Here is a 26,663-nt window from a genome sequence, read left to right as displayed (position 1 = left end):
AATGCTCGCCATAGCCCGAGCTATGGCTGCGCTTTGCGCCTTGATCGGGCACGTTCTGACGGCCTGCTCGGGCACGCCGGATTCATTCACACCTTCTGAGTCCGGGCTGGCCGCCCGGCCGTCGGAAAGCGGCGCGGGCGCGCTCCACCTCGGCGCGTGTCACGCAGTCGCGCGCGTGGTCGTTGACCAGGCCCATCGCCTGCATGAAGGCATAGACGGTGGTGGGGCCGACGAACTTCCAGCCGCGCTTCTTCAGGTCCTTCGACATCGCGATCGAGGCAGCCGAGGTCGAGACCGGCGCCGATGCCTCGGCCGGCGGCGCCTCGTGGCGCCACACGTAGGCGGCCAGCGAGCCCTCGCCGGCGATGAGCGCCTGCGCGCAGCGGGCGTTGTGGATCACCGCCTCGATCTTGCCGCGGTGGCGCACGATGCCGGCGTCCTGCAGCAGCCGCTCGACGTCGCGCTCGCCGAAGCGGGCCACGCGGTCGATGTCGAACCGGTGGAAGGCGGCGCGGAAGTTCTCGCGCTTGGCGAGGATCGTCCGCCAGCTCAGTCCCGACTGGAATCCCTCCAGGCTCAGCTTCTCGAACAGGCGCCGGTCGTCGTCGACCGGGAAGCCCCATTCCCGGTCGTGGTAGGTCGTGTACTCGGGGGTGGCGGCGCACCAGTGGCAGCGCAGGCGGCCGTCGGGGCCGGGCAGGGTGGGCGTGTTCATGGTCCCGTCCAGTATGCTCCACGGGCCATGTCGTCCTCGCCGCCCGCCTGCCCCTCCTGCCGCCAGCCGATGGAAGTGCACCAGCTCGCCACGCACACCGGCGTGCCGACCGAGCTGGACATCTGCTTCGCCTGCCAGGGCCTGTGGTTCGACCCGCAGGAGAGCCAGCGGCTGGCGCCGGCCGCCGTGCTGGAGCTGTTCGAGCGGCTGCACGACCACCGCGACGACGCGCACGGCCCGCTCGGCGCCTCGCTGGCCTGCCCGCACTGCCGGCGCACGCTGCTGCACGGCTTCGACGTGGTGAAGAGCGGCCGCTACGTCACCTACCGCTGCCCGCAGCGGCACGGGCGCTTCGCCACCTTCTCGTCCTTCATGATCGAGAAGGGCTTCGTGCGGATGATGACGAAGCCCGAGATCGAGGACCTGGCCAAGCGGGTGCAGGCCATCTACTGCAGCGGCTGCGGCGCGCCGGTGGACATCCGCCGCGACCATGCCTGCCCGCATTGCCGCGCGCCTTTCTCGCTGCTCGATCCGCAGGCGGTGGAGCAGGCCCTCAGGCGCCACGCCGACGGCGCCGCGCACGCGGCCCGCGGGCCGGTCGCACCGGCGGCGGGCCAGGTCGACCTGGCCGATGCGCTGGTGGCGATCGAGCGCGACCGCCAGCGTGCGCTGCGCGAGGAAGAGAAGGCACGGCGCGAGGGCACCGTCGACCTGTGGGCCGCCGGCGTGGAGCTTGTCTGGCGGGCGCTGAGCCGGTAGGCGGCAGGGTGGGTCAGGCGGCCGTCGCCTGGCGCACCGCGTGCTCCCAGCGCGCCATCGCCTCGTCGGCCTGGGCGCGGCTCATGGTCGGCATGAAGCGGCGCTGCGCGCGCCACTGGCGGCTCAGCTCCTCCGTGCCGGCGTAGACGCCGCAGGCGAGGCCGGCCAGGTAGGCGGCGCCCAGCGCCGTCGTCTCGACGACTTCCGGCCGCACCACCGGGATGCCCAGCAGGTCGGCCTGGAACTGCATCAGCAGGTCGTTCACGCTGGCGCCGCCGTCCACCCGCAGCTCGGCCACCGGGGCGCCGCCGGCGGCTTCGGCGTCGCGGCTCATGGCGAAGAGCAGGGCGGCGCTCTGGTAGGCGATGCTCTCCAGCGCCGCGCGGGCGATGTGGGCCACGGTGGTGCCGCGCGTGAGGCCGGTGATGGTGCCGCGCGCGTCGGCCTTCCAGTAGGGTGCGCCCAGGCCGGTGAAGGCGGGCACCACCATCACGCCGCCGGCGTCGGGCACGCTCTCGGCCAGCGCCTGCACCTGGCCGCTGCCCTGGATCGCCTGCAGGCCGTCGCGCAGCCACTGCACCACGGCGCCGCCGACGAAGACGCTGCCTTCCATCGCGTATTGCGGCTGCGCCGATGTCTGCGCCGCGCTCGTCACCAGCAGGCCGTTGCGCGAGGGCTGGAACTTCTCGCCCGTGTGCATCAGCAGGAAGCAGCCGGTGCCGTAGGTGTTCTTGGCCATGCCGGGGCCGAAGCAGGCCTGGCCGAACAGGGCGGCCTGCTGGTCGCCGGCCACGCCGCCGATGGGCAGCGGCGCGCCCAGCAGCGCGGCATCCGCATCGGCGAAGTGGCAGCTCGACGGCCGCACCTCGGGCATCAGCGCGGCGGGCACCTTCAGCGCCGCGAGCAGGTCGGCGTCCCATGCGTTGCGGTGCACGTTGAAGAGCATGGTGCGCGAGGCGTTGCTCACGTCGGTCACGTGCACCTTGCCGCCGGTGAGCTGCCAGATCAGCCAGCTGTCGACCGTGCCGAAGGCCAGTTCGCCGCGCTCGGCCCGCGCGCGCAGGCCGGGCACGTTGTCCAGCAGCCAGACCAGCTTGGTGGCGGAGAAGTAGGCGTCGATCACCAGGCCGGTCTTCTCGCGGATGGTGTCCTCCATGCCGTCGGCGCGCAGCTTCGCGCACAGCGGCTCGGCCCGACGGTCCTGCCAGACGATGGCGTGGTGCACCGGGCGGCCGGTGGCGCGCTCCCACACCAGCGTGGTCTCGCGCTGGTTGGTGATGCCGATGGCGCGGATGTCGGTGGGCTTGAGCTTCGCCTTGGCCAGCACCTCGCGCGCGGTGGCGAGCTGGCCCTGCCAGATCTCCATCGGGTCGTGCTCCACCCAGCCGGGCTGCGGGTAGATCTGCGGCAGCTCGCGCTGCGCCATGGCGACGATGCGGCCGGCGGCGTCGAAGACGATGCTGCGCGAGCTGGAGGTGCCCTGGTCGAGGGCGAGCAGGTAGGTCATGGTGTCGGGTCTCCTGTAGCGTCTGCGCCGGCAACGACGCAGCGCACCTGCGCGCGTTCCAGCAGGTCGGGGAAGGGCGCCGGCGGCGGCGCGTCGGTGAACAGGCGGTCGAAGCGCGACAGCTCGGCCAGCTGCACCATCGCCAGCCGGTTGAACTTGCTCGCGTCGGCGGCCAGCCACACCTCGCGGCCCTGGGCGAGGATGGCCTGCGCCACCTTCACCTCGCGCAGATCGAAGTCGCGCACCGTGCCGTCGGCCTCGATGCCCGAGCAGCCGACGACGGCGATGTCGACCCGGAACTGGCGCATGAAGTCCACCGCCGTCTCGCCCACCACCGCGCGGTCGCGGCTGCGCACCGTGCCGCCGGCCACGATCACCTCGCACTGCGCGTTGGCCGCCAGGATGCCCGCCACGTTCAGGTTGTTGGTGATGACGCGCAGGCCGCTGTGGCGCAGCAGCGCGCGGGCAATGGCTTCTGCGGTGGTGCCGACGTTCAGGATCAGCGAGCATCCGTTCGGCACCTCGCCGGCCACGGCGCGGGCGATGCGCGACTTGCCCTCGGCGTTGAGCGCCTCGCGCTGGCCGTGGGCGATGTTCTCGGTGGTCGAGCCCGGCACCCGCACCCCGCCGTGAAAGCGCGCCAGCAGGCCGGCCTCGGCCAGCCGCTGCACGTCGCGCCGCACCGTCTGCAGGGTGACGTCGAGCAGTTGGGCCAGTTCCTCCACGGTGGCGGCGCCGCGCTCGCGCACCGCGGCCAGCAGCTTCAGTTGGCGGGGGTTGGACTCGTTCACGGAAATCACTTTAAAACGAAAAAAACCGAAGCGAATCAGGGGAAATATTGAGATAATTCGCGCAATAAGGAATCGAAATGAACCAAAGCGAATCGACTTCCTCTGCGGATTCTGCCGTCTTCGCGCCCACCTTTCCGGCGGCGCAGGCGCCTTCGGCCCGCATGGCACCGCTCGAATGCGACGTGCTCGTCGTCGGCGGCGGCATCAACGGCTGCGGCATCGCGCGCGACCTGGCGGGCCGGGGCCTGAAGGTGCTGCTGTGCGAGAAGGACGACCTGGCCTCGCACACCTCCTCGGCCTCCACCAAGCTGATCCACGGCGGGCTGCGCTACCTGGAGTACTACGAGTTCTCGCTGGTGCGCAAGGCGCTGGCCGAGCGCGAGGTGCTGCTGCGCAGCGCGCCGCACATCATGGCGCCGCTGCGCTTCGTGATGCCGCACGACCCGTCGATGCGGCCGGCCTGGATGATCCGCGCGGGCCTGTTCCTCTACGACCACCTGGCGCGGCGCGAGGTGCTGGCCGGCTCGCGCTCGGTGGACCTGCGCAGCCATCCCGCCGGCGAGCCGCTCAAGGCGCACTACCGCCGCGGCTTCGTCTACTCCGACGGCTGGGTGGACGACGCCCGCCTGGTCGTGCTCAACGCCATCGACGCCCGCGAGCGCGGCGCGCAGATCCTCACCCGCACCGCCTGCGTGGAGGCGCAGCGCGGCCAGGACCACTGGCTGGCGACGCTGGTGGGCGCGGACGGCCGCGCCTTCACCGTGCGCGCGCGGGCGCTGGTCAACGCGGCGGGGCCGTGGGCCGAGTCCTTCCTGCGCCAGACGGCGCGGCCGGTGCGCGGCGGCGCGCTGGCCACACGGCACCTGCGGCTGGTCAAGGGCAGCCACATCGTGGTGCCGCGGATCTTCACGCACGACCACGCCTACATCTTCCAGAACCCCGACAAGCGGATCATCTTCGCCATCCCCTACCAGGGCGACTACACGCTGATCGGCACCACCGACGTGGAGCTGGAAGGCAGCGACCCGGGCGCCGCACGCATCGGCGAGGACGAGGTCGCCTACCTGTGCGAGCAGGCCAGCCGCTACTTCGCCCGGCCCGTGGCGCCGGCCGACGTGGTGTGGACGTACGCCGGCGTGCGCCCGCTGCTGGACGACGCCTCGGGCGACCCTTCGGCCGTCACCCGCGACTACCTGCTGGAGACCAACGCCGACGCGGCGCCGCTGCTGTCGGTATGGGGCGGCAAGATCACCACCTTCCGCAAGCTGGCGGAGGACGCAGCCGGCGAGATCGGCCGCATGCTGGGCGAGGCGCGCCCGGCCTGGACCGAGGGCGCCTGGCTGGCCGGCGGCGACCTGTCGCCGTGGATCGGCCCGACCGATCGCCGTACCCGGCCCGACGAGGCCTTCGCGCGCTTCGCGGCCGAAGTGCAGCAGCGCCACCCGTGGCTGCCGCCGGCGCTGGCGCAGCGCCTCGCGCATGCCTACGGCGCGCGCATCGAGCGCGTGCTCGGCGACGCCGCCTCGCTGGCCGACCTGGGCGCCGAGGTGGCGCCGGGCTTGTTCGAGCGCGAACTGCGCTACCTGCGCGAGGAGGAGTGGGTCACGCAGGCCGACGACGTGCTGTGGCGCCGCTCCAAGCTCGGCCTGCGCTACACGCCGCAGCAGCGCGAGCAGGTGCAGGCCTGGTTCGCCCGCGGCGGCGCCTGAACGGGCGGCCGTCGCCCGCGCGACGGAGGCCGGCGGGCCCCCGCGCCGGGGGGAGCGGCGCAGGGGCCGGCTTGTCCTACATTTGAGCCCTTTGTTTGCCTGCTCCCGATGTCCGTCCCGCCGAATCCGCCTGCCTCGCCGCCCAAGCGCATCCTGGTGGTGCGCTATTCGCAGACGGGCCAGCTCGACGCGGTCACCGACCGGCTGATCGCGCCGCTGCGCGAGGCCGGCCATGTGCACATCCACGAGGAAGTGCTGCGGCCGGCGACGCCCTGGCCCTTTCCCTGGCCCTTCCTGCGCTTCTTCGACGCCTTCCCCGAGACGGCCCACCTGCGCCCGGCGCCGCTGCAGCCGCCGGGCCTGCGCGGCGACGAGGTGTTCGACCTGGTCATCCTGCCGTACCAGGTGTGGTTCCTCGCGCCCTCGCAGCCGGTCACCGCCTTCCTGCAGGACCCGGTGGCGGCGAAGGTACTCGCCGGCCGGCCGGTGGTCACCGTGATCGCCTGCCGCAACATGTGGCTGATGGCGCACGAGAAGCTCAAGGCGCTGCTGGCCGCCACCGGCGCGCGCCTGATCGACAACGTGGTGCTGACCGACCCGGGCTCGACCTTCGCGACCTTCCTCACCACACCCGTGTGGCTGCTGACCGGACGCAAGCGCGGCTTCTGGGGTTTACCCGATGCGGGACTGACGCCGGCGCAGATCGCCGGTGCGCGCCGCTTCGGCCTGGCGCTGCGCGATGCATTGGCGCGCGGCGAGGAGCGCGGCCCCGGCCCGCTGCTGGCCGGCCTGGGCGCGGTCCAGGCGCAGCCGCGCCTGTACGTCAGCGAGAAGGCCGGCACCCGCAGCTTCTACCTGTGGGGCAAGCTGATCATGGCCATCGGCGGGCCGGGCCATCCGGCGCGCCAGCCGGTGGTGGCGCTGTACGTGCTCTTCCTGTTCGTGCTGATCGTCACGGTGGTGCCCCTGAGCCTGGCGCTGCAGGCCCTGCTGCGGCCCTTGTTCCGCGGGGCGCTCACTAGAATGAAACACCGATTCGAGCTCCCTTCCGGCTCGGCCACCGACCGCTGCCGCCTGTATGACGACTGATGTCTTCCTGACCCGGACCGCCGCCCACCTGCCTTTCGAACCGGTCAGCAACGAGGAGATCGAGGACGTCCTGGGCCGCGTCGGCGGCAAACCCTCGCGGGCGCGGCGGCTCATCCTGCGCAGCAACGGCATCGTCTCGCGCCACTACGCCATCGACCGCGCCACCGGCCTGCCGGCCATGAGCAACGCGCAGCTCACCGCGCAGGCCGTGCGCGCGCTCGGCGAGGACATCGGCCGCGTGGACTGCCTGGCCACCGGCACCTCGCTGCCCGACCAGCTGCTGCCCAACCACGGCGTGATGGTGCACGGCGAGCTGGGCTGGCCGCGGCTGGAGGTCGTCTCCTGCGCCGGCGTGTGCCTGGCCGGTGCCGCGGCGCTGCGCCATGCGTGGCTGGCGGTGCGCGCCGGCGAGGCCGAGCGTGCCGTGGCCACGGGCTCCGAGCTGGTGTCGCCCTTCCTGATGGCCTCCCACTTCGAGGCCGAGCACGCACACAAGGTGCAGGCGCTGGAGCAGCACCCGGAGATCGCCTTCGAGAAGGACTTCCTGCGCTGGATGCTCTCCGACGGCGCCGGCGCGGTGCTGCTGGAGCGTGCGCCGCGCGGGCCGCTGTCGCTGCGCGTGGACTGGATCGAGCTGTCCTCCGCGGCGCACGAGCTGCCCGTGTGCATGTACGCCGGCGGCGAGCGCGACGAGCACGGCGTGCTGCAGGGCTACATGCGCATCCCGCCGCAGCAGTGGCAGGCGCAGTCCACCTTCGCCATCAAGCAGGACGTGCGCCTGCTCAACGAGCACATCGTGCGCGCCACGCTCGGCGAGCCGCTGCGCGCGCTGATCGACCGCCGCGGCCTGCGCGCGGCGCAGATCGACTGGTTCCTGCCGCACCTGTCCTCGCACTACTTCGCCGGGCCGCTGCAGCAGTGCCTGGAGGAGGTCGGCCTGCCGATCCCGCGCGAGCGCTGGTTCACCAACCTCGCCACGCGCGGCAACACGGGCTCGGCCTCGCCGTACATCATGCTCGACGAGCTGTTCCGTTCGGGCCGCATCGAGCGCGGCCACAAGCTGCTGATGTTCGTGCCCGAGAGCGGCCGCTTCGGCAGCGGCTTCATCCATTTGGAAGCTGTCTAGCCATGGACATCGAGGGCGTACCGCAGGAAGGCAACGCGACGCTGGCGGGCCACCGCAAGCTGATGTACGCGCGCGATGCCGAGGGCCGCAGCGTGGCGGTCGGCTCACGCGGCTGGGAGGCCGAGGAGATCGTCACCCGCCACGCGATCGAGGTCATCGACGCCCAGGCCGCCGAGGCGCGCGAGCGCGTGCGCGCCGGCGCCGCCTCGCCGCTGGAATACTGGATGTACCGGCGCCGCATGGACGTGGCGCTGCTCTCGCAGGTCACCGGCTTCTGGCAGTGGCGCGTGCGGCGCCACCTGCAGCCGCGCCACTTCGCGGCCCTGCCGCTGCGTCACCTGGCGCGCTACGCCGAGGCGCTGGGCCTGGACGTCCAGCAACTGCGCACACTGCCATGAACGCCATCGCACCGACTCTTACGCGCTTCGAGCACCGGCACGCGGCGCACTGCGAGAGCGGCGTCATCTCGAACATGCTGCGCCACCACGGTGTGCCGATGACCGAGCCGCTGGCCTTCGGGCTGGCGGCGGGCCTGTCCTTCGCGTACCTGCCCTTCGTCAAGCTGTCGGGGCTGCCGCTGGTCTCGTACCGCATGCCGCCGCGCGCGATCATCAAGGGCCTGCTGGGGCCGCTCTCGGCGCGCTTCCGCTTCGAGACCTTCCGCACGCCCGAGGCCGGCCAGCGCCGGCTCGACGCGCTGCTGGCCGAAGGCCGGCTGGTCGGCCTGCAGACCTCGGTGTACTGGCTGCCGTACTTCCCGCCGGACATGCGCTTCCACTTCAACGCGCATAACCTGCTGGTCTACGGCAAGGACGGCGACGACTACCTCGTCAGCGACCCGGTGTTCGAGACGCCGATGCGCTGCGCCGCCGCCGACCTGGCGCGCGCCCGCTTCGCCAAGGGCGTGCTGGCCCCCAAGGGGATGATGTACTACCCCGAGGCCGTGCCGCGCACCGAACTGACGCAGGCGATGGTGGCGCAGGCGATCCGCCGCAATGTGCGCAGCATGCTGGCGCCGATCCCGCTGGTGGGCGTGCGCGGCATGCGCCGGCTGGCTGCGCGGCTGCAGGCGCTGCCGCCGCAGGCGGCGCACACCGTCGACTACATCGGCCACCTCGTGCGCATGCAGGAGGAGATCGGCACCGGCGGCGCGGGCTTCCGCTTCATCTACGCCGCCTTCCTGCAGGAAGCGGCGGACGCGGTGGCGATGCCGCAGCTGGCGGCCTTCTCCGATCGGCTCACCGCGATCGGCGACGGCTGGCGCGCCTTCGCGCTGAAGGCGGCGCGCATGGTCAAGGGGCGCGAGGCGGTTGACCCGCCTCGGCTGGCGGCACTGCTGCGCGCGCAGGCCGACCAGGAGGAGGCCTTCTTCCGCGACCTGCGGCGCGCCGTGGCCTAGCGACGCCATGCTCGTCCTCGACCGGCTCGGCTTCCGCTACCCCGCGGCGACGCGGCGCTCGCTCGCCGGCGTGTCGCTCGGCGCGCAGCGGGGGCAGGTGCTGGGCCTGCTCGGGCCCAACGGCGCAGGCAAGACCACGCTGATCTCCATCCTGGCCGGCCTGCTGCCGGTGCAGGAGGGGCGCGTCGAGGTGGACGGCATGCCGCTTGCCGCGCTGCGCGCCGAGGCCCCGACGCGCATCGCGGTGGCGCCGCAGGACTACGCCTTCTACCCGATGCTCACCGTGGCCGAGAACCTGGCCTGCTTCGCCGCCGCGGCGCGGTTGACGGGGGCGCGGCGGGCGGCCCGCGTCGACGCCTGCCTGGCGACGGCGCAACTGCAAGCCTTCGCCGACGTGCGCGCGGAGCGCCTGTCCGGCGGCCTCAAGCGCCGGCTCAACCTGGCGATCGCGCTGCTGGCGGAGCCGCAGCTGGTGCTGTTCGACGAGCCGACCGTGGGTGTGGACCCGCAGTCGCGCGCCTTCGTGCTCGACGCCATCCGCGCGCTGGCCGACGGGGGCATGGCCGTCATCTACGCCTCGCACTACATGGAGGAGATCGAGGCCATCGCCGACCGCGTGGCGATCCTCGACCAGGGCCGGCTGCTGCGCGAAGGGCCGCTGGCGGAGCTGCTGTCCGAGGGGGGGCGCGTCCTGCGCCTGCGCGCGCCGGGGCTGCATGCCGACACGCTGGCGCGCTTCGGCCGGGTCGCGCGGATGGGCGAGGAGTGGAGCGTGCAGCTCGACGACGCGGCGCGGCCGGCCGAGGTGCTGGCGGCGCTGGACGCCGCCGGCGTGCAGCCGCAGCACATCGACTTCGGGCGCCAGAACCTGGAGCAGCTCTTCATGGCGCTCACCCACCGCTCGCTGCGCGATGCTGAATAGGCGACCCGCCGACGATGGGCTGCGCCCGAGCGCCGCCCGGCCGCCCGAAGGCGCGAGCGCCCCCTCGGGGGGCAGCGAACCACGCGAAGCGGGGAGCGTGGGGGCCATCCTCGCCGCGCTGATCCGCAAGGAGCTGCTGGCCCTGCGCCGCGACCTGCACGGCCTGGGCGCGCTGTTCGTCATGCCGATGATCTTCATCGTGCTGATGTCGCTGGCACTGCAGCACTACTACAACCCGCCGGCCGCGTCGCTGCCGTACGCACTGGACGTGCGCGACGCCGGCGACGCGGCGCGGCTGGTGCAGGGCCTGTGGGTGCGCGCGCACGGCGAGCCGCGGCCGCTGCCTGCCGACTGGCGCGAGGCGCTGCGCAGCGGCGAACTCAAGTACGTCGTCGTGCTGGAGCCGGGCCTGTCCGCCGCGCTGGATGCGCCCGCGCTGCCGACCGCCGCCCACCTGCGCCTGCTGACCGAACCGGGCATCGACGGCCATTTCTTCAACGCCCTGCGCGCCGAGCTGGTCGGCACCGCCGGCGACGCCAAGGCGCGCCTCGAATACATGAGCGCCGGCGCCTCGCCCGGCGCGTCGATGGCCGCGCTGGTGCAGGCCGAGCGCTTCGCCGGCGGCGCCGTGCGGCCCACGGCCGTGCAGCAGAACGTGCCGGCCTGGCTGGTGTTCGGCATGTTCTTCGTCGTCGCCTCGATGTCCAGCCTGTTCATCCAGGAGCGCAGCAGTGGCACGCTGGCGCGGCTGCGCAGCCTGGGCGTGCCGCCGGCGCTGATGCTCGCCTCCAAGGCCATCCCCTACCTGGGCGTGAACGCGCTGCAGGCGCTGCTGATGCTGGCGGTGGGCGTGTGGGTGATGCCGCTGCTGGGCGGCGAGGCGCTGTCGCTGGCCGGCGTGGACGGCGCCGCGCTCGCCGTGGTGCTGCTGGCGACCGGCGTGGCGGCGGTGGGCCTGTCGCTGGCGCTGGCCTGCGCCGTGCGCACCCATGCGCAAGCGGCCACGGTGGGGCCGATCCTCAACGTGCTGATGGGCGCGGTGGGCGGCATCATGGTGCCGCGCTTCGTGATGCCGCCCCTGATGCAGCGCGTGGCCGAGTGGTCGCCGATGAACTGGGGCCTGGAAGGGCTGCTGGCCGTGTTGCTGCGCGGCGGCGGCCTGGCGGAGGCGGCGCCCCACGTGCTGCGGCTGGTGGTGTTCGGCCTGGCCATGCTGGCGCTGGCGGCCTGGCTGTTCCGCCGACGCGGCTTTTGACTCCCTGACGACGAATGAACGAAGCCCTTTCCCCCGATGCCGCCGCGCTGGCGGACGAACTCCGGCAGGTGCTGCTGGAGGCCGTCGAGAAGGAGCCGCCCGAAGGCGGCCTGCGCGACGACGAGCCGCTGTTCGGCCCCGACGCGCGGCTGGACCTCGATTCGCTCGACGCCCTGCAGATCTCCATGGCGATCCAGCAGCGCTACGGCGTGCGCATGCCCGACAGCAAGGAGACGCGCCGGGCGCTCGCCTCCATCGCCAGCCTGGCGCAGCACCTGATCGAGCGGCGCGTGTGAGCCACGGCGTCTACGTTGCGGGCATGGGCCTCGTTTGCCCACTGGGCGAGGGCGTACCGGGCGTGGTTGAGGCGCTGCGTCTTGGTGAGGGTGCGCCGGAGCATGTGGATGTGGCGGAAGGCTTCGCGTGGCCCGTCCACCGCCTGCCCGATGCGGGCGGCGCGTGGCTGGACCGGCTGGTCGCTCACGTGCGCGAGGTGGCGGCGCAGTGTGGCGGTGTGGATCCGCGCGCGGACGTGCCGCTCCTGATCGGCTCCTCCTCGCTCGACGCCGGCTTCGAGGAGGAGGGCGGCGCGCCGGCCGGCCCCTTCGCCGGCGACCTGCAGACCTTCGGCGAGGCCGTGGCGCAGGCGCTGGCGTGGCGCGGGCCGGTCTTCACCGTCTCGACCGCCTGCACCTCGTCGCTCAATGCCGTGCTGGCGGCGATGGACCTGCTCCAGGCCGGCGAGGCGACGCAGGCGCTGGTGCTGGGCGTGGAACTGCGCAACCGCTTCTCCGTGGCCGGCTTCGGCGCGATGCAGCTGCTCTCGCCGCAGCACGCCCGGCCCTTCGGCGCGGAGCGCGACGGGCTGGTGCTCGGCGAGGCCGTGGCCGCCCTGCACCTGACGGCGGCGCCGGCGCGCTGGCGGCTGCGCGGCGGCGCCAACATCGCCGACGGCCGCAACCCGACGGGCGCGCAGCACGACACGATCGTCGCGGTGTGCCGGCAGGCACTGGCGCGCAGCGGCCTGCAGCCGGCCGACATCGGCCTGGTCAAGCCGCAGGCCGCCGGCAGCCCGGCCAACGACGCGGTCGAGGCCGGCGCGCTGCGTGCGCTGTTCGGCACACCGCCGCCGATGGCGAGCTTCAAGGGCGCCATCGGGCATGCGCTGGGCGCCTCCGGCGCGGCCGAGCTGGCGCTGCTGATGGGCTGCGCCGAGGCGCAGGCCTGGCCGGCGATGCAGGAAATCGCCGAACCCGCGCTGGGCGTGGCGTTCGCGGGTGACGGGCCCCTGCACCCGCGCCACATCCTGGCCCTGTCGATCGGTTTCGGCGGCGGCCATGCCGCGCTGGTGCTGGAGGACGGCGACGCATGAACGCGATCGCCCCAATGCCCGGCTGGCGCCTGGCGGCGCAGGTGGACCTGCCCGCGCTGCCTGCCGACTGGCGCGATGCGCTGGCGCAGCGCCTCGGCCAGCGCCCGCGCCGCATTGGCGTGTGGGCCGAGCTGGCGCTGTACGGCGCATGCCGCTGCCTGGACGAGGCGGGCGAGGCGGCGCTGCCGCCCGCGGCCCGCGTGCGGGTGTGGAGCCTGAGCGGCGCGCAAGGCGCCATGCGCACCGGCATCGGCCAGGTGCGCGCCGGCCTGCTGCCCATGCCCTTCCACTTCATGCAGGGCCAGCCGGCGATGATGCTGGCGGCGCTGGGGCAGGCGCTCGGCTGGCGCGGCGATGCGGCCTTCGTGACCGGCCGCGACGCGCAGGCGCTGCTGCGGCTGGCGCTGGCCGGCGCGGCGCCCGCGGGGCTGTTGTTCGGCCGCGTCGAGGAAGACGGCGACCGGCTGCGCACGGCCTGGCAGCGCTGGGTGCCGGAGTAGAGTCGCCCGATGCTCCAGTTCCAGGTCCTGCTGTTCATCGCCGGCACCGCCGCGCTCGCGTACGCCTCGCGCCGGCCGCTGCGCCGGCCCGGCTCGCACGGCTTCTACCGCTTCTTCGCCTGGGAATGCATCCTGGGCCTGGTGGTGCTGAACCTGCCCGTGTGGCACGACGACCCGCTGGCGCCGCACCAGCTGCTGTCGTGGCCGCTGCTGGTGCTGTCGGCCTGGCTGCCGCTGCATGCCGTGCGGCGGCTGCGGCGCGAGGGCCGCCCCGGTGCGCAGCGCGACGACGATCCCGCGCTCTACGGCTTCGAGCGCACCAGCGCGCTGGTGACCTCCGGCGCCTTCCGCTACATCCGGCACCCGATGTACGCCGCGCTGATCGCGCTGGCGTGGGCCGCCTTCCTCAAGCAGCCCTCGTGGGCCGGCACGGCGCTGGTGCTGGCCGCCACGCTGCTGCTGGTGCTCACCGCGCTGCGCGACGAGCAGGAGTGCCTGGCGCACTTCGGCGAGGCCTACCGCGACTACATGGCGCGCACGCGGCGCTTCATTCCGTTCCTGCTGTAGGCGCGGCCTGCTGGCGCCGCCATTCGCGCGGCGTGCGGCCGAAGCGTTCGCGGAAGGCGCGGCTGAAGTGTGCCGCGTCGCTGAAGCCGCGGCCATAGGCGATGTCGGCCACGGGCCGGCCCGCCAGGCGCGGGTCGAGCAGGTCGCGGCTGCAGGCCTGCAGCCGCTGCTCCCAGATGTATTGCGCCGGCGTCAGCGGCTCGCTGCGGAAGACCCGGTGGATGTGGCTCGCCGAGACGCCCAGGCCCGCCGCCAGCCGGCTCACCGATAGCTCCGGGTCGCACAGCCGCTCCTCGATGCACTGCTTGACGCGCGCGAGGTGGTAGGCCGCCAGGCGGCTCGGCGCCGGCACGCGCGCCGCCGGCAGGCTCTGCAGCCCCGCCACCAGGATGCTCTGCACGCCCTGTGCCACGGCGAGCGCCGAGGCCGGCGGCAGCCGATGGACGTCTTCGTGCAGGGTGCGCACCATGCCCAGCAGCAGATGGCCTGCGCCTTCGCGGCCCGAGACGGTGGTGGCCGTCAGCGCCTGCGTGTCGCGCAGTTCGCCGCGCAGCCGCTCGCCGGGCAGCTTGAGCACGATCTGCGCGAAGCGGCTCTCGAACAGCAGCTCGTACGGTCGCGTGCTGTCGTAGAGCGCGAAGTCGCCGGGCTGCAGCATCGCGTCGCGGCCGTCCTGGCGCACCACGCCACGCCCGCGCGCCTGGATGCTCACCAGGAAGCAGTCGTCGCCCGATCTGGCGATGTGGCCGGGCGTGCGCAGCACCCTCTGCGGCTCCGAGCGCACCACCGAGAGGTCCAGCCCCGGCAGCGCGTGCTGATGGATGCTGCCCTGGAAGTCGCCGGGCCGCTCGCCGCGCACCGGGTCGCAGCCGAGCTGCACGTAGACGTTGCAGATCATGTCCGTCCAGTAGGCCAGCCGCTGGGCGCGCGGCACGGCATCGGTGCTGAGCAACGGGGTCATCGTGGAAACCTCCTGGGGAGCGGAATGCGACGCAGGGACAAGAACGCTGCAAGCCGTGGTCAAGGCGTCGCGGCACGGCAAATCTACGCTTCATGCAACCCGCATGCCACAGCGCAAACCCGGCGCGTGCGGCACGGGGACCGCATCCACCACACGCATCGGAGGCCCGCATGCCCAGCACCATCCATCCCCAACTCCGCGTTGCCGCCGTTCAGGCCGCACCCGCCTTCCTCGACCTCGACGGCGCCATCGACAAGACCCTGGCCCTGATGGCGCAGGCGGCGTCGCAGGGCGTGAAGCTCATCGCCTTCCCCGAGACCTGGATTCCGGGCTATCCCTGGTGGATCTGGCTGGACTCGCCGGCCTGGGGCATGCAGTTCGCGCAGCGCTATGCCGACAACTCGCTGGTGGTGGGCTCGCCGGAATTCGAGCGCATCGCACAGGCCGCGCGCGAGCATGGCCTGTGGGTCTCGCTGGGCTACAGCGAGAAGGCGGGCGGCAGCCTGTACATCGCGCAGGCCCTGATCGACGACCACGGCCGTACCGTGCAGGCGCGGCGCAAGCTCAAGCCCACGCACGTGGAGCGCACGGTCTACGGCGAGGGCGACGGCTCGGACCTGGGGGTGGTGGACACGCCGCTCGGCCGCATCGGCTCGCTGTGCTGCTGGGAGCACCTGCAGCCGCTGAGCAAGTACGCGCTGTACGCGCAGAACGAGCAGATCCACTGCGCGGCCTGGCCGAGCTTCTCGCTGTACCGCGGCGCCGCGCATGCGCTGGGCCCGGAGGTCAACAACGCCGCGAGCCAGATCTACGCGGTGGAGGGCCAGTGCTTCGTGCTCGCGCCCTGCGCCACGGTTTCTCCCGCCATGGTCGAGCTGATGTGCACCGACCCCGCCAAGCAGCAACTGCTCAAGGCGGGCGGCGGCTTCGCGCGCATCTACGGCCCGGACGGCACCTCGCTGGGAACGCCGCTGGCCGAGGACCAGGAGGGCTTGCTGGTCGTCGACATCGACCTCGGCGCGATCGCGCTGGCCAAGACCGCCGCGGACCCCAGCGGCCACTACGCCCGCCCCGACGTCACGCGGCTGCTGCTGGACCGCACGCGCCGCCGGCCCGTCGTCCTGCAGGGCCGGCCGGAGGCCGATGCCGTCGAAATCGCGCAGGACGATTCCGAGCCTACGCCGGCGGTGCACGTGCCGGTGGCGGCCTGACGCACGGGGAGCCTGCCATGGAATCCGCGATCGCCGAGCACCTGCGATGCCCCCGGACGCGCCAGCGCCGCGTCGAGGACGACTATGCGCCTCCCTATCCGGCCTGGGCGGCGCACGCACCGGCCGCGGTCACCCGCGTCGTGATCGGCCTGTTCGGCGTGCAGTCGCGGGGTGCCGGGCGGCTGGGGCAGGCCTGTGCCGCGCTGCGCGGCATCGCCGCCGGGTTCGCGGCGCCCGACGGCCCGCTGCATCACGACCTGACGCATGGCGTCGACGCCGATGGATTCGACAACATGGTGGCCATCGGCTACTGGACCGATGCCCAGGCCTTCGCCCGCTGGCGGGATGCGCCGGCCGTGCGCGGCTGGTGGCAGTCGGAGGAACGGCTGCACGAGGGAATCGGCTACTTCAGGGAGATCGCCACGCCGCACGTGGCGCGTTTCGAAACCCTGTTCAGTACGCCGGACGCCCTGGAGGGCGCGGGCGTGGCGATGGGGCGCCTGAGCGGCGAGATCCAGGAGCATGGCTACTGGGGATCGATGCGCGACCGCCTGCCGCTGTCGCAGACCGATGCGATGAGGCCGTCGGGCGCGCGTGCCGTGGCCGCCGATGTGCCGGAGCCCGGCCGGCGCGTTCGCATCGCCGGCCACGACCACCTCGCGCTGATCCGCTCGGGCCAGGACTGGAGCGGGACCCAAGGCAGGGAGCGCATGCTGTACCTGGAGCAGATCGAGCCGGTGCTGCGCGCGGGGATGGATTTCCTGGAGCGCCAGGGCCTGCAGGTGGGTTGCTACAGCAACCGCTACATGCGGCACCTGGACGCGGCGGGCCAGCCGCAGGAGAAGTCATTCGGGCTGAGCTTCTGGCGTGCGCTGGCCGACATGGAGCGCTGGTCCGAATCCCACCCCACCCATGTCGAGATCTTCGGCGCCTTCATGCGCTACGTGCAGGCGCTGAATCTCGACCTGAAGCTGCGTCTGTACCACGAGGTGGCCGTGCTCGGGCCGGACGAGCAGTTCTACGAATACGTCAACTGCCATCCGCGCACCGGGCTGATGAACGGCCTGGGCGCCTGAGTGCGGGCACCGGGCGCGAGGCCGGCTGCTCACCCCGCCTGCGCCGTCGCGCCGCGCAGGTTGCTTCGCGCCTGCGCCTCGCAGCGCGCGCGCAGGCCGGGCGTGAGGTACAGCGGATCGCGCGCCAGGAAGCGGCCCAGGATGGCGCGCCGGCGCGGCTCGAACACCTCGGGCGGCACGTGGGCGTACTCGCGGCGGATCTGCTGCTCGTATTCGGCGAAGCGCGCCGGCGGCGCGCCGAGGATGGCGAGGTCGATGTCGACCAGCAGCTGCGCGTCGGCGCCCTCGGGCTGTGCGTCGTGGCAGGTGGCCATCACCAGGGCATGCACGCGCTGTGCGGCCTCGTCGCCGGCGCCGGCCTGCCGCAGCGCCTCGCGGGCCCAGTCGGCGCTGCGCGCCTCGTTGTCGTGCGCGTGGACGTCGTAGACGGCGTCGTGGAAGAACAGGGCCAGCGCCACCTCGGCCGGATGCGCGGCGGCGACGCGCTCGCGGCCGAAGTGCGCCATGCACTCGGCCAGGTGCTGCAGGCCGTGGTAGTGGCGCTGCGGCTCGGCGTAGGCGGCCAGCAGCTGCTCGAGCAGCCCGGCAGGCGGTTCGGTGTCCAGCGCGCGCCAGGCCTCGGTCCAGTGCGTCCGCGGCAAATCGCTCATTGCGCCATCGCCGCCTTCACCTCCTGCCCCAGGTCCAGCACCGACATCGCGTAGTAGCTGCTCCAGTTGTAGCGGGTGATGACGTAGAAGTTCTGCGTGCCGGCCACGTAGGTGGGCGGCGCGTCGGGGCCGTTCTGCAGCTCGACCAGCGCCAGCAGGCCGGGGTGGCGCTGGCCCTCGCGGTCGAGCTGCGCGCCGGCGGCGACGAAGGCGTCGGCGCTGAGGCTGGGCAGGATGTCCTTCTCCAGCAGCACGGGCAGGTTGGTCCGGGCGCCGTCCAGTTGCACTCCGAAGGTGGCGGGCACGTCGCGCTGCCAGCCGAAGGCCTTGAAGTAGCTGGCCACCGAGCCGATCACGTCCTGCGGGTTGTTCACCAGGTCGATGCGGCCGTCGCCGTCGTAGTCCACGGCGTATTTGGCGATGCTGCTGGGCATGAACTGGGGCATGCCCATGGCGCCGGCGTAGCTGCCCAGCGGGCGCGTCGGGTCGTCGTGCGTGCGGCTTTCGGTCGAGAGGAAGCTCTCCAGCTCCTCGCGGAAGAAGCTGCGCCGCTGGTCCGCGCGCGGATGCGCGTCGGGGAAGTCGAAGGCCAGCGTGGCCAGCGCGTCCAGCACGCGGAAGCTGCCCATGTTCCGGCCGTAGATGGTCTCGACGCCGATGATGCCGACAACGATCTCCGGCGGCACGCCGAACTCGCGCTCGGCGCGCGCCAGCGTGGCCTCGTTGTCGCGCCAGAAGCGCACGCCGGCGGCGATGCGCACCGGCTCCACGAAGCGGCTGCGGTAGCGCACCCAGTTCTTGGCGGTGCCGCGCGGCGGCGGCAGCATCAGGCGCGGCACGTTGGGCAGGAAGCGCGCCTGGCCGATGGTGTCGCGCACCCAGGCGGCATCCAGCCCGTGGCGGCGGGCCACCTCGTCGGCGAACTGCATCGCGTCGCCGCGCTGGGCGTAGAAGAGGGCGGCCGGCGCGGCCGCGGCAGGCCGCTTCTTGGCGGGAGCGCCCTTCGGGGCGGCGGCAGCGAAGTGGGCCGTGGCGGCGATCAGCACGAGCGCCAGCGGGCGCAGTCGTCGGAAGGGCGGGAAGCGCATGCGCCGATTGTGCCCGGGCTCACCCGCCGGCCGCGGGCCAGCGCAGGCGCCGGAACTGCGCGCGCAGCGCACGCAGCGACTCGGTGGGCGCGCGGCCGTAGCGCTGCGCCTCCAGGCGCAGCAGCCATGCGCGCACCGGCGCGCTGGCCTCGGCGCCGAAGCGCTCGGCCAGGCGCTCGCCCATCAGGCGCGGCGCCGCCTGGGGCGGCAGCTCGATGCCGGCGCGCAGCAGCCGGGCGCGCGCCCGGCCGAGCAGGCGCAGCCAGGGGTCGATGCGGCTGCGCTCCCACAGCGTCCAGGCGCCGCCGGCCAGGCTGGCGCCGACCAGCAGCCACAGCAGCACCCAGGCCAGGTCGGCCAGGCTGGGGCTGTCGAAGCCGAGCTTCTTCAGCAGGTCGAGCTGGCGGCTCTTTGTGTAGTTGAGCACCCACTGGTTCCAGCCGTTGTTGATCGCTTCCCAGATGGCGCGCACGTTCTGCGCCAGCGTGGGGCTCATGGCGCCGATGGCGCCGGCCAGCAGGCCCGGCTGCGGCGACAGCCGGCGGAACTGGCCGATGCGGTCGGGCGAGATGGCGCCGGTGGGGTCCACCCGCACCCAGCCGCGGCCTTCCTCCCACACTTCGGCCCAGGCATGGGCGTCGCTGTTGCGCACGGTCCAGTAGCGGTCCACGGCATTGATCTCGCCGCCCTGGAAGCCGGTGACGATGCGCGCGGGCACGCCGGCGGCGCGCATCAGCACGACGAAGGCCGAGGCGATGTGCTCGCAGAAGCCGGCCTTGTGGTCGAACCAGAACTCGTCGGCGGTCTCGTCGCCGTAGACGCCCGGCTCCAGCGTGTAGCTGTAGCCGCCGGTGCGCAGGCGCTGCAGGGCCAGGGCGACCAGCGCCGCGGTGGCGTCGCCGCCGCCGGCCTCGGCGCGCGCCTGCGCTAGCATCTGCGCCGCCAGCTCGGCGGTGCGCGGGTTGCGGTCCGGCGGCAGCGCCGTGTAGACCTGCAGGCCGGGCAGGCGGCGCTGCGGGCCGCTGTCGAAGTCGGTCCAGCTCTCGGCCCGGTAGCGCAGCAGGTCGCCGATGGGGCGGCTGCTCATCCACTGCAGGTCGGGCGTCTGGAAGATGCGCAGTTCCTCCACGGCCGGCGCCTGGGGCGTGGCGTCCAGCGTCAGCAGCCAGGGGCGGTTGCTGGGTTCGAGCGTCAGCTCGTAGCGCACCGGCTCGCCGCGCACGCGCAGGTTGGCCGGCAGGAAGCCGCGCTCCCACGGCGGCAGCGCCGTCCATTCGCGGCCGTCGAACCTGGAGAGCACCGGTCCGCGGAAGTACAGCCGGTCGCGCGGCGGCATGCGCCCGTCGTCGAAGCGCACGCGCGCCGCGATGCCGTCGTCCAGCGCCAGCTCGGCGATGGTGCCCACCTGCATGGTGTTCGACAGGCCGGTGCGCCCCGTCATGTTGTCGTTGGGCGTGCCCCACAGCGGCGCCAGGCGCGGGAAGAACATGAACAGGGCCAGCATGACCGGCGCGCCCGCCAGCGCCATCCAGCCCGCCGTGCGCGCCGCCTGCATCAGCGGCGGCCGGCCGGCCGGCATGTGGGCGTTGACCAGCGCCGTCAGCAGGCCCAGCAGGGCGACCAGCATCGCCGCCGCGGTGAGCAGCGACTGCGAGTAGAAGAAGTTCGTGAGCATCGCGAAGAAGCCCAGGAAGAAGATCACGAAGGCGTCGCGCCGCGCGCGCAGCTCCAGCGTCTTCAGGGCCAGCAGCACGACGACCAGCGTCACGCCCGCGTCCTTGCCCAGCAGCGTGCGGTGGGTGGCGAAGGTGGCGCCCAGCGCCAGCGCGAGCAGGCCGATGCGCCACCAGCGCCCGGGCAGCGGCGCCGCCTGCCAGGCCAGCGCGCCGCGCCACAGCAGCACGACCAGCGCCAGCGCGATGCACCACAGCGGCAGGTTGGGCAACTGCGGCAGCACGATCAGCGCGATCACGCCGAGCAGGAACAGCGTGTCGCGCGTGTCGCGCGGCATCTGGCGCGGCAGCTTCAGCATGTGGCGAGCCACTCCAGGCAACTGCGCTTGTGGGCTTCGCCCTGCGCCGGCGCGATCGTGCGGCCGCCGGCGCGCAGGCCGTAGTCCAGCCCCAGGCGCTCGGCCTGCAGCACCCAGGCCGCGAGGCGGGCCAGGCGTGCCTCGGGGTCGGCCAGGCCGGCGGCCTGCGCATCCAGCCAGAGTTCGTGCCGGCGGGCCTCGTCGGCGTCGCGGCTGACGAGTTCGTCCGACCCGGCCGCCTGGGCGCGCGCGACGCGCTTCCACACCACCAGCTTGAGCGGGTCGCCGCGGTGGTAGGCACGCACGCCGTCGAAGTCGCCGCCGGCGCGTGCGCGCAGGCTGGCGGGCGCCTCGCCGGGCCGCGGCTCGGGCGCCGGCAGGGGCGGCGGATGGGCTTCGGGCTTCGGGTAGACCAGCAGTTGCGCCGCCGGCCGCCAGACCGTCCAGACGCGGAAGGTGCCCAGCGGGAAGCGCGTCTCGGCGGTGAGCACCGGCACCGGGTGCCGCCCGCGCCGCGGCGCGCGGAAGGCCACGTCCACCGTCGCCGTGCCCTGGGCCGGCACGTCGGTCCACGACCACTGGCCGCTGCCGCGCACCGCCAGCCCGATGCCGTGGCGCGTGCCGCGCCGCTCGTTGTGCAGCGTGACGCGCAGCGTGGCGCTGTCACCGGCGAACTGTGGCTCCGGCGGCGCCAGGTGCAGCCCCAGGCCGCGCAGGGTGGCGTGGCACACGTGCATGCCCACCGCCGCGCAGCCGGCCAGCAGGAAGGTCATCAGGTAGCCCAGGTTGAGCTGGTAGTTGATGGAGGCCAGCAGCAGCACTCCCAGCGTCGCGCCCAGCATCCAGCCGGCGCGGCTGGGCACGATGTAGACGTTGCGCTGGGTCAGCCGAAGGCGGTCCGATGGCGGGCGCCGGGACAGGAACCAGCCGTCGAGCCGGCGGCGCAGCGCGGCGGCCGGATTCACGGCAAGGGCACCGCCGCCATCATCGCGCGCACCTGCTCGACCGCGCCGCGGCCGGCATCGCCGACCGGTGTGAGGCGGTGCGCGATGGTCTGCGGCAGCACGGCCTGCACGTCGTCGGGCGCCACGTAGTCGCGCCCGGCCAGCAGCGCCTGCGCCTTGGCCGCGCGCAGCACGGCGATGGCGGCGCGCGGCGACAACCCCTGCAGGAACCAGTGGCCCGAGCGCGTGGCTGCCACCAGGTCCTGCAGGTAGCCCAGCAGCGGGTCGGCCGCATGCACCTGCAGCACGCGCTGCTGCAGCGCGCCCAGCTCGGCGGCGGTGAGCAGCGCCGACAGTCCGGCCAGCAGCTCGCGCCGGTCGGCGCCGGCGAGCAGTTCGCGCTCGGCAGCGCGGTCGGGGTAGCCGAGCGAGATGCGCATCAGGAAGCGGTCCAGCTGCGACTCGGGCAGCGCGAAAGTGCCCAGCTGGTCCTGCGGGTTCTGCGTGGCGATGACGAAGAAGGGCGAGGGCAGGGGACGCGTCTCGCCTTCCACCGTGACCTGCTTCTCCTCCATCGCCTCGAGCAGCGCGCTCTGCGTCTTCGGGCTGGCGCGGTTGATCTCGTCGGCCAGCAGCACCTGCGTGAACAGCGGCCCGGGATGGAAGACGAAGCCCTGCTGCCCGCGGTCGTAGATCGCCACGCCCGAGAGGTCGCCAGGCATCAGGTCGGCCGTGAACTGCACGCGCGAGAACTGCAGGCCGAAGGTGTGGGCCAGCGCGTGCGCCAGCGTGGTCTTGCCCACCCCCGGCACGTCCTCGATCAGCAGGTGGCCGCCGGCCAGCAGGCAGGCCACGCAGTCGCGCACCTGCGCCTCTTTGCCCACGATCACCGTGTTAAGCTGACCCAGCAGGCTGGCGAGCTTGGTCGCCACGTCCATCTTTGTATCCATATGCTGCAGACGATACCCCACGGCCATCGCCCCGTGCCGTGTGAGGTATAGCGATAGCGCGCACGAGCCCCGAGACATGGCATCCACCGGCTACTACATCCATCGCGACTTCTGGAAGCACGAGATGGGCCGGGGCCACCCCGAATGCCCGCAGCGGCTGGACGCCATCGAGGACCGCCTGCTCGTCACTGGCGTGGCCGATGCGCTGGCCCGCCACGACGACATGCCGCTGGCCACGCTGGCGCAGATCACGCGGGCGCATTCGGCGGCCCACCTGGAACACCTCGAAGCCCTGCACCAGCGCCTGGTGGCCGACGAAGGCGTGGGCGGCCCCGAATACGCCCAGGTCGACCCGGACACGGCGCTGAACCGCGGCACGCTGCTGGCGGCGCGCCGGGCGGCCGGCGCCGCCATCGCCGCCACCGACGCGGTGGCGCGGGGCGAGCTGGCCAACGCCTTCTGCGCCGTGCGCCCGCCCGGCCACCATGCCTGCCGCGAGCAGGCCATGGGCTTCTGCTTCCTCAACAACGTCGCCATCGCGGCGCGCCATGCGCTGGACGAGCACGGCTTCTCGCGCGTGGCCGTCGTGGACTTCGACGTGCACCACGGCAACGGCACCGAGGACATCCTCTCCGGCGATCCGCGCGCGCTGATGACCGGCATCTTCCAGCACCCCTTCTATCCCTTCAGCGGCACCGAGCATCCGGCCGAGAACATGGCCAACGTGCCGGTGCCGGCCTACACAAAGGGCATGGACGTGCGCGAGGTGTTCGACATGGTCTGCCTGCCGCGGCTGGAGGCCTTCAGGCCGCAGATGATCTTCGTCAGCGCCGGCTTCGACGCGCACCGCGAGGACGACCTGGGCCAGCTGGGCCTGAACGAGAACGACTATGCCTGGATCACCGAGCGCATCCGCGACGTGGCCAGGCGCCATGCCAAGGGGCGGATCGTGTCGTTGCTGGAGGGCGGCTACCACCTCGACGCCCTGGCGCGCAGCGTGGAGACCCACGTGCGCGTGCTGGCCGATCTCTGACGCCGCCCGTTGCCCGCGCGCATGACCGACTGGAACGGCTTCGTCGAACGGCTGTCGCGCGCCGACGCGCGCAGCCTGTCGCTGGAAGTGGCGCTGCTGCTGGCCGCCGTGGCGCTGGCCTGGGCCGTGGCCCGCTGGTTCGGGCGCGATCAGCCCAGGGACTCGGTGTGGTTCGGCGTGCGCACCATCGACGGGCTGCTGTTCCCGCTGCTGGCCCTGCTGCTGGCCGACCTGTCGCGCCGCGGGCTGGCAGGCCTGGGCCATCCGGTGCTGGTGCTGCGCGTGGGCGTCTCGGTGTTCCTGGCGCTGGCGGTCATCCGCCTCTTCGCGCGGGTGCTGCATGCGGTGTTCCCGGCTTCCACCCTGGCGCGGCTGATCGAGCGCACCGTCTCCTGGCTGGCGTGGATCGCCGCGGTGCTGTGGATCGTCGGGCTGCTGCCGCCGGTGCTGGCCGAGCTCGACGAGATCACCCTGGGTTTCGGCAAGACGAGCGTGAGCGTGCGCACGATCTTCGAGGGCACGCTCTCGGCGGCCGTGGTGCTGACCATCGCGCTGTGGATCGCCGCCACCATCGAGAAGCGCGTCCTGCGCGAGGCGGTGGCCGACCTATCGATGCGCAAGGTCGCCTCCAACGCGGTGCGCGCCTTCCTGCTGCTGATCGGCCTGCTGTTCGCGCTGTCGGCGGTGGGGGTGGACCTCACGGCGCTGTCGGTGCTGGGCGGCGCGCTCGGTGTGGGGCTGGGCTTCGGCCTGCAGAAACTGGCGGCCAACTACGTGAGCGGCTTCGTCATCCTGCTGGAGCGCTCCATCCGCATCGGCGACAACGTCAAGGTCGACACCTTCGAGGGCCGCATCACCGACATCAAGACGCGCTACACGCTCATCCGCGCCGGCAACGGGCGCGAGGCCATCGTGCCCAACGAGTCGATCATCACCGGCCGGGTGGAGAACCTCTCGCTGGCCGACCAGAAGTTCAACATCACGACCAGCATCGTGGTGGGCGGCGGCAGCGACGTGGCGCAGGTGCAGGCCATCCTCACCGGCGCGGCCCGGGCGCAGCCGCGGGTGCTGGCCGAGCCGGCGCCCGTGGCCTACCTCACCGGCTTCGTGGCCGACGGGCTGGAGTTCACGCTGCACTTCTGGGTGCGCGACCCGGAGAAGGGCAGGGACAACCTGCGCTCGGCCATCAACATCGCCCTCCTGGAAGGCCTGCGCGCCGCGCGCATCGACATCCCGTATCCGCAGCGCGTGGTGCGCATCGAGTCCATGCCGGACGGTCGGCTTTCCGGGGCGGTGGACGAGGCTCGCCTATAATCGAAAAAGCACGATCGTTCTTTTTTGCGCATCCCGTCCATGCGGCGCATGGGGATCGCGGAAGACCCCGAACCCTAGAATGCCCCGGACCCTGCGGGCTCCGAGCGCCCCGCCTCACTGATTTCCGATTTCATTTCCTAGGAGTCAAGCCATGAAAGTACTGGTGCCCGTCAAGCGGGTGGTGGACAAGGACATCAAGGTCCGCGTGAAGAGCGATGGATCGGGGGTGGACATAGCGAACGTGAAGATGAGCATGAACCCGTTCGACGAGATTGCGGTGGAGGAGGCGGTTCGGCTGAAGGAAAAGGGCGTGGCCACGGAGGTGATCGCGGTGAGCTGCGGCGAGGCCAAGTGCCAGGAGACGCTGCGCACGGCGATGGCCATCGGCGCGGACCGTGGCATCCTGGTGGAGTCGGCCGAGGAGCTGCAGCCCCTGGCGGTGGCCAAGCTGCTGAAGGCCCTGGTGGACAAGGAGCAGCCCGGCCTGGTGATCCTGGGCAAGCAGGCCATCGACGACGACGCCAACCAGACCGGCCAGATGCTGGCCGCGCTGGCCGATCTCCCGCAAGGCACCTTCGCCGGCAAGGTGGAAGTGGAAGGCGACAAGGTCAAGGTCACCCGCGAGGTGGACAGCGGCCTGGAGACCGTGACCCTGAGCGTTCCGGCGGTGATCACGGCGGACCTGCGCCTGAACGAGCCGCGCTACGTGACGCTGCCGAACATCATGAAGGCCAAGAAGAAGCAGCTGGACACGCTCAAGCCGGAAGAGCTGGGGGTGGACGTGGCCCCGCGCCTGAAGACCCTGAAGGTCAGCGAGCCGCCCAAGCGCGGCGCCGGGGTGAAGGTGCCGGACGTGGCCACGCTGGTGGACAAGCTCAAGAACGAAGCCAAGGTGATCTGAGGAGCCGACCATGACCACACTCGTCATTGCAGAACACGACAACCAGAGCCTCAAGCCCGCGACGCTGAACACGGTGAGCGCAGCCAGCGCCATCGGCGGCGACGTCCACGTGCTGGTGGCCGGGCACAACGCCGGGGAGGTGGCCAAGGCGGCCAGCCAGATCGCCGGGGTGGGCAAGGTGATCCATGCGGATGGGGCCAGCCTGGCGGACGGCCTGGCCGAGAACCTGGCAGCCCAGGTGCTGGCCCTGGCGGGCGACTACAGCCACATCCTGTTCCCCAGCACGGCCAGCGGCAAGAACGTGGCGCCGCGGGTGGCGGCGAAGCTGGATGTGGCGCAAGTGAGCGACATCACCAAGGTGGTCAGTGCCGACACCTTCGAGCGGCCGATCTATGCGGGCAACGCGATCGCGACGGTGCAGAGCAACGATCCCAAGAAGGTGATCACGGTGCGCACGACGGGCTTCGATGCGGCCGCGGCCACGGGCGGCAGCGCAGCCATCGAAACGAAGGACGCGGTGGCCGACAGCGGCAAGAGCGCGTTCGTGGGCCGGGAGGTGAGCAAGAGCGACCGTCCGGAGCTGACGGCGGCCAAGATCGTGGTGTCGGGCGGAAGAGCGCTGGGCAGCGCGGAGAAGTTCCAGGAGGTGATGACGCCGCTGGCGGACAAGCTGGGTGCGGCGATCGGGGCGAGCCGCGCGGCGGTGGATGCGGGCTACGCCCCCAATGACCTGCAGGTGGGTCAGACGGGCAAGATCGTGGCGCCGCAGCTGTACATCGCGGCGGGGATCTC

General features: G+C 72.5%; 27 protein-coding genes. 18 read left to right on the top strand and 9 right to left on the bottom strand.

Going from position 1 to position 26,663, the window contains the following annotated elements:
- Positions 1–82: 82 nt before the first annotated feature.
- The gene (locus tag Q392_RS16465) at positions 83–715 is read right to left on the bottom strand and encodes a DNA-3-methyladenine glycosylase I (RefSeq protein WP_038210083.1); all 633 of its coding nucleotides are present in this window, start codon (positions 713–715) and stop codon (positions 83–85) included.
- A 27-nt stretch (positions 716–742) separates the two neighbouring features.
- Here Q392_RS16465 and Q392_RS16460 point away from each other — a divergent pair, with 27 nt between their 5' ends.
- Complete coding sequence (locus Q392_RS16460) at positions 743–1,474, top strand: zf-TFIIB domain-containing protein (protein WP_038210081.1); 732 nt, start codon at positions 743–745, stop codon at positions 1,472–1,474.
- 13 nt (positions 1,475–1,487) lie between these two features.
- Here Q392_RS16460 and glpK read toward each other — a convergent pair whose 3' ends face one another.
- Both glpK and Q392_RS16450 read right to left on the bottom strand, forming a co-directional pair.
- Positions 1,488–2,981 (bottom strand): glycerol kinase GlpK, encoded by a 1,494-nt coding sequence (gene glpK / locus Q392_RS16455; RefSeq protein WP_038210079.1) that lies wholly within the window; start codon positions 2,979–2,981, stop codon positions 1,488–1,490.
- Positions 2,978–3,778 carry a DeoR/GlpR family DNA-binding transcription regulator gene (locus Q392_RS16450; protein ID WP_084217122.1) on the bottom strand — a complete coding sequence of 267 codons (801 nt, stop codon included), beginning with the start codon at positions 3,776–3,778 and terminating at the stop codon, positions 2,978–2,980. Before Q392_RS16450 ends, glpK begins: the two co-directional genes overlap by 4 nt.
- Positions 3,779–3,933: 155 nt before the next feature.
- On the opposite strand from Q392_RS16450, the gene glpD reads away from it, so the two are divergent.
- The 11 genes from glpD to Q392_RS16395 all read left to right on the top strand — a co-directional run bounded on the left by glpD (position 3,934) and on the right by Q392_RS16395 (position 13,711).
- The gene (glpD, locus tag Q392_RS16445; RefSeq protein WP_245610735.1) at positions 3,934–5,481 is read left to right on the top strand and encodes a glycerol-3-phosphate dehydrogenase; all 1,548 of its coding nucleotides are present in this window, start codon (positions 3,934–3,936) and stop codon (positions 5,479–5,481) included.
- 108 nt (positions 5,482–5,589) lie between these two features.
- The gene (locus Q392_RS16440) at positions 5,590–6,570 is read left to right on the top strand and encodes a hypothetical protein (protein ID WP_038210076.1); all 981 of its coding nucleotides are present in this window, start codon (positions 5,590–5,592) and stop codon (positions 6,568–6,570) included.
- Positions 6,560–7,696, top strand: a complete 1,137-nt coding sequence (locus tag Q392_RS16435; protein WP_038210074.1) for a beta-ketoacyl-ACP synthase III — start codon at positions 6,560–6,562, stop codon at positions 7,694–7,696. Before Q392_RS16440 ends, Q392_RS16435 begins: the two co-directional genes overlap by 11 nt.
- A gap of 2 nt (positions 7,697–7,698) precedes the next feature.
- The gene (locus Q392_RS16430) at positions 7,699–8,094 is read left to right on the top strand and encodes a DarG family dialkylresorcinol biosynthesis protein (RefSeq protein ID WP_038210072.1); all 396 of its coding nucleotides are present in this window, start codon (positions 7,699–7,701) and stop codon (positions 8,092–8,094) included.
- Positions 8,091–9,095, top strand: a complete 1,005-nt coding sequence (gene darH, locus Q392_RS16425; RefSeq protein WP_038210070.1) for a BtrH-related acyltransferase DarH — start codon at positions 8,091–8,093, stop codon at positions 9,093–9,095. The genes Q392_RS16430 and darH overlap by 4 nt, the downstream gene beginning before the upstream one ends.
- 7 nt (positions 9,096–9,102) lie before the next feature.
- Positions 9,103–10,017, top strand: coding sequence for an ABC transporter ATP-binding protein (locus Q392_RS16420; protein ID WP_038210068.1), 915 nt, complete (start codon positions 9,103–9,105; stop codon positions 10,015–10,017).
- A 97-nt stretch (positions 10,018–10,114) separates the two neighbouring features.
- Positions 10,115–11,272 (top strand): ABC transporter permease, encoded by a 1,158-nt coding sequence (locus Q392_RS16415; protein ID WP_245610734.1) that lies wholly within the window; start codon positions 10,115–10,117, stop codon positions 11,270–11,272.
- 14 nt (positions 11,273–11,286) lie between these two features.
- Positions 11,287–11,568, top strand: a complete 282-nt coding sequence (locus Q392_RS16410) for an acyl carrier protein (protein WP_051953579.1) — start codon at positions 11,287–11,289, stop codon at positions 11,566–11,568.
- On the top strand, positions 11,565–12,644 hold the full coding sequence (locus Q392_RS16405; protein ID WP_245610733.1) for a beta-ketoacyl synthase N-terminal-like domain-containing protein: 1,080 nt from the start codon (positions 11,565–11,567) through the stop codon (positions 12,642–12,644). Before Q392_RS16410 ends, Q392_RS16405 begins: the two co-directional genes overlap by 4 nt.
- Positions 12,641–13,144: a hypothetical protein gene (locus Q392_RS16400; RefSeq protein ID WP_038210066.1), complete on the top strand. Its 504-nt coding sequence runs from the start codon at positions 12,641–12,643 to the stop codon at positions 13,142–13,144. The genes Q392_RS16405 and Q392_RS16400 overlap by 4 nt, the downstream gene beginning before the upstream one ends.
- A 9-nt stretch (positions 13,145–13,153) precedes the next feature.
- On the top strand, positions 13,154–13,711 hold the full coding sequence (locus Q392_RS16395; protein ID WP_038210064.1) for a methyltransferase family protein: 558 nt from the start codon (positions 13,154–13,156) through the stop codon (positions 13,709–13,711).
- Here the strand turns inward: Q392_RS16395 and Q392_RS16390 are convergent.
- Positions 13,692–14,672, bottom strand: a complete 981-nt coding sequence (locus Q392_RS16390) for an AraC-like ligand-binding domain-containing protein (protein WP_038210062.1) — start codon at positions 14,670–14,672, stop codon at positions 13,692–13,694. The genes Q392_RS16395 and Q392_RS16390 overlap by 20 nt on opposite strands.
- A gap of 170 nt (positions 14,673–14,842) precedes the next feature.
- Here Q392_RS16390 and Q392_RS16385 point away from each other — a divergent pair, with 170 nt between their 5' ends.
- Together Q392_RS16385 and Q392_RS16380 are read left to right on the top strand one after the other, a co-directional pair.
- On the top strand, positions 14,843–15,883 hold the full coding sequence (locus Q392_RS16385; RefSeq protein WP_038210059.1) for a carbon-nitrogen hydrolase family protein: 1,041 nt from the start codon (positions 14,843–14,845) through the stop codon (positions 15,881–15,883).
- A 17-nt stretch (positions 15,884–15,900) separates the two neighbouring features.
- A complete protein-coding gene (locus tag Q392_RS16380; RefSeq protein ID WP_038210057.1) occupies positions 15,901–16,959 on the top strand; it encodes a phenylacetaldoxime dehydratase family protein in 1,059 nt (352 codons plus the stop codon).
- A 29-nt stretch (positions 16,960–16,988) separates the two neighbouring features.
- Here Q392_RS16380 and Q392_RS16375 read toward each other — a convergent pair whose 3' ends face one another.
- Genes Q392_RS16375 through Q392_RS16355 form a run of 5 tightly spaced genes read right to left on the bottom strand, consistent with a single transcriptional unit; the run spans position 16,989 to position 22,611 of the window.
- A complete protein-coding gene (locus Q392_RS16375; RefSeq protein ID WP_038210056.1) occupies positions 16,989–17,609 on the bottom strand; it encodes an HD domain-containing protein in 621 nt (206 codons plus the stop codon).
- Positions 17,606–18,697: a lytic murein transglycosylase B gene (gene mltB / locus Q392_RS16370; RefSeq protein WP_038210157.1), complete on the bottom strand. Its 1,092-nt coding sequence runs from the start codon at positions 18,695–18,697 to the stop codon at positions 17,606–17,608. Before mltB ends, Q392_RS16375 begins: the two co-directional genes overlap by 4 nt.
- 19 nt (positions 18,698–18,716) lie before the next feature.
- On the bottom strand, positions 18,717–20,729 hold the full coding sequence (locus tag Q392_RS16365; protein ID WP_038210054.1) for a transglutaminase TgpA family protein: 2,013 nt from the start codon (positions 20,727–20,729) through the stop codon (positions 18,717–18,719).
- Positions 20,723–21,694 carry a DUF58 domain-containing protein gene (locus Q392_RS16360; protein WP_038210045.1) on the bottom strand — a complete coding sequence of 324 codons (972 nt, stop codon included), beginning with the start codon at positions 21,692–21,694 and terminating at the stop codon, positions 20,723–20,725. Before Q392_RS16360 ends, Q392_RS16365 begins: the two co-directional genes overlap by 7 nt.
- Positions 21,691–22,611: an AAA family ATPase gene (locus Q392_RS16355; protein WP_038210043.1), complete on the bottom strand. Its 921-nt coding sequence runs from the start codon at positions 22,609–22,611 to the stop codon at positions 21,691–21,693. Before Q392_RS16355 ends, Q392_RS16360 begins: the two co-directional genes overlap by 4 nt.
- A gap of 88 nt (positions 22,612–22,699) precedes the next feature.
- On the opposite strand from Q392_RS16355, the gene Q392_RS16350 reads away from it, so the two are divergent.
- The 4 genes from Q392_RS16350 to Q392_RS16335 all read left to right on the top strand — a co-directional run.
- On the top strand, positions 22,700–23,656 hold the full coding sequence (locus Q392_RS16350) for a histone deacetylase family protein (protein ID WP_038210041.1): 957 nt from the start codon (positions 22,700–22,702) through the stop codon (positions 23,654–23,656).
- Between the two features lie 21 nt (positions 23,657–23,677).
- Positions 23,678–24,970 carry a mechanosensitive ion channel family protein gene (locus tag Q392_RS16345; protein ID WP_038210039.1) on the top strand — a complete coding sequence of 431 codons (1,293 nt, stop codon included), beginning with the start codon at positions 23,678–23,680 and terminating at the stop codon, positions 24,968–24,970.
- A 151-nt stretch (positions 24,971–25,121) separates the two neighbouring features.
- On the top strand, positions 25,122–25,871 hold the full coding sequence (locus tag Q392_RS16340; RefSeq protein WP_038210038.1) for an electron transfer flavoprotein subunit beta/FixA family protein: 750 nt from the start codon (positions 25,122–25,124) through the stop codon (positions 25,869–25,871).
- 10 nt (positions 25,872–25,881) lie between these two features.
- Positions 25,882–26,663 (top strand): electron transfer flavoprotein subunit alpha/FixB family protein (locus Q392_RS16335; protein ID WP_038210036.1); only part of this gene is annotated, 782 nt, incomplete at its 3' end.

It is taken from the genome of Xenophilus azovorans DSM 13620 (assembly GCF_000745855.1).
Classification (GTDB): domain Bacteria; phylum Pseudomonadota; class Gammaproteobacteria; order Burkholderiales; family Burkholderiaceae_C; genus Xenophilus; species Xenophilus azovorans.
Note: the sequence above shows the minus strand (reverse complement) of the source record. Positions and strands in the feature narration are given on the sequence as shown.

Coding starts and splice junctions, on each gene's coding strand:
- Q392_RS16465 (WP_038210083.1), bottom strand. CDS start 715: ATGAACACGCCCACCCTGCCCGGCCCCGACGGCCGCCTGCGCTGCCAC.
- Q392_RS16460 (WP_038210081.1), top strand. CDS start 743: ATGTCGTCCTCGCCGCCCGCCTGCCCCTCCTGCCGCCAGCCGATGGAA.
- glpK (WP_038210079.1), bottom strand. CDS start 2,981: ATGACCTACCTGCTCGCCCTCGACCAGGGCACCTCCAGCTCGCGCAGC.
- glpD (WP_245610735.1), top strand. CDS start 3,934: ATGGCACCGCTCGAATGCGACGTGCTCGTCGTCGGCGGCGGCATCAAC.
- Q392_RS16440 (WP_038210076.1), top strand. CDS start 5,590: ATGTCCGTCCCGCCGAATCCGCCTGCCTCGCCGCCCAAGCGCATCCTG.
- Q392_RS16435 (WP_038210074.1), top strand. CDS start 6,560: ATGACGACTGATGTCTTCCTGACCCGGACCGCCGCCCACCTGCCTTTC.
- Q392_RS16430 (WP_038210072.1), top strand. CDS start 7,699: ATGGACATCGAGGGCGTACCGCAGGAAGGCAACGCGACGCTGGCGGGC.
- darH (WP_038210070.1), top strand. CDS start 8,091: ATGAACGCCATCGCACCGACTCTTACGCGCTTCGAGCACCGGCACGCG.
- Q392_RS16420 (WP_038210068.1), top strand. CDS start 9,103: ATGCTCGTCCTCGACCGGCTCGGCTTCCGCTACCCCGCGGCGACGCGG.
- Q392_RS16410 (WP_051953579.1), top strand. CDS start 11,287: ATGAACGAAGCCCTTTCCCCCGATGCCGCCGCGCTGGCGGACGAACTC.
- Q392_RS16400 (WP_038210066.1), top strand. CDS start 12,641: ATGAACGCGATCGCCCCAATGCCCGGCTGGCGCCTGGCGGCGCAGGTG.
- Q392_RS16395 (WP_038210064.1), top strand. CDS start 13,154: ATGCTCCAGTTCCAGGTCCTGCTGTTCATCGCCGGCACCGCCGCGCTC.
- Q392_RS16390 (WP_038210062.1), bottom strand. CDS start 14,672: ATGACCCCGTTGCTCAGCACCGATGCCGTGCCGCGCGCCCAGCGGCTG.
- Q392_RS16385 (WP_038210059.1), top strand. CDS start 14,843: ATGCCCAGCACCATCCATCCCCAACTCCGCGTTGCCGCCGTTCAGGCC.
- Q392_RS16380 (WP_038210057.1), top strand. CDS start 15,901: ATGGAATCCGCGATCGCCGAGCACCTGCGATGCCCCCGGACGCGCCAG.
- Q392_RS16375 (WP_038210056.1), bottom strand. CDS start 17,609: ATGAGCGATTTGCCGCGGACGCACTGGACCGAGGCCTGGCGCGCGCTG.
- mltB (WP_038210157.1), bottom strand. CDS start 18,697: ATGCGCTTCCCGCCCTTCCGACGACTGCGCCCGCTGGCGCTCGTGCTG.
- Q392_RS16365 (WP_038210054.1), bottom strand. CDS start 20,729: ATGCTGAAGCTGCCGCGCCAGATGCCGCGCGACACGCGCGACACGCTG.
- Q392_RS16355 (WP_038210043.1), bottom strand. CDS start 22,611: ATGGACGTGGCGACCAAGCTCGCCAGCCTGCTGGGTCAGCTTAACACG.
- Q392_RS16350 (WP_038210041.1), top strand. CDS start 22,700: ATGGCATCCACCGGCTACTACATCCATCGCGACTTCTGGAAGCACGAG.
- Q392_RS16345 (WP_038210039.1), top strand. CDS start 23,678: ATGACCGACTGGAACGGCTTCGTCGAACGGCTGTCGCGCGCCGACGCG.
- Q392_RS16340 (WP_038210038.1), top strand. CDS start 25,122: ATGAAAGTACTGGTGCCCGTCAAGCGGGTGGTGGACAAGGACATCAAG.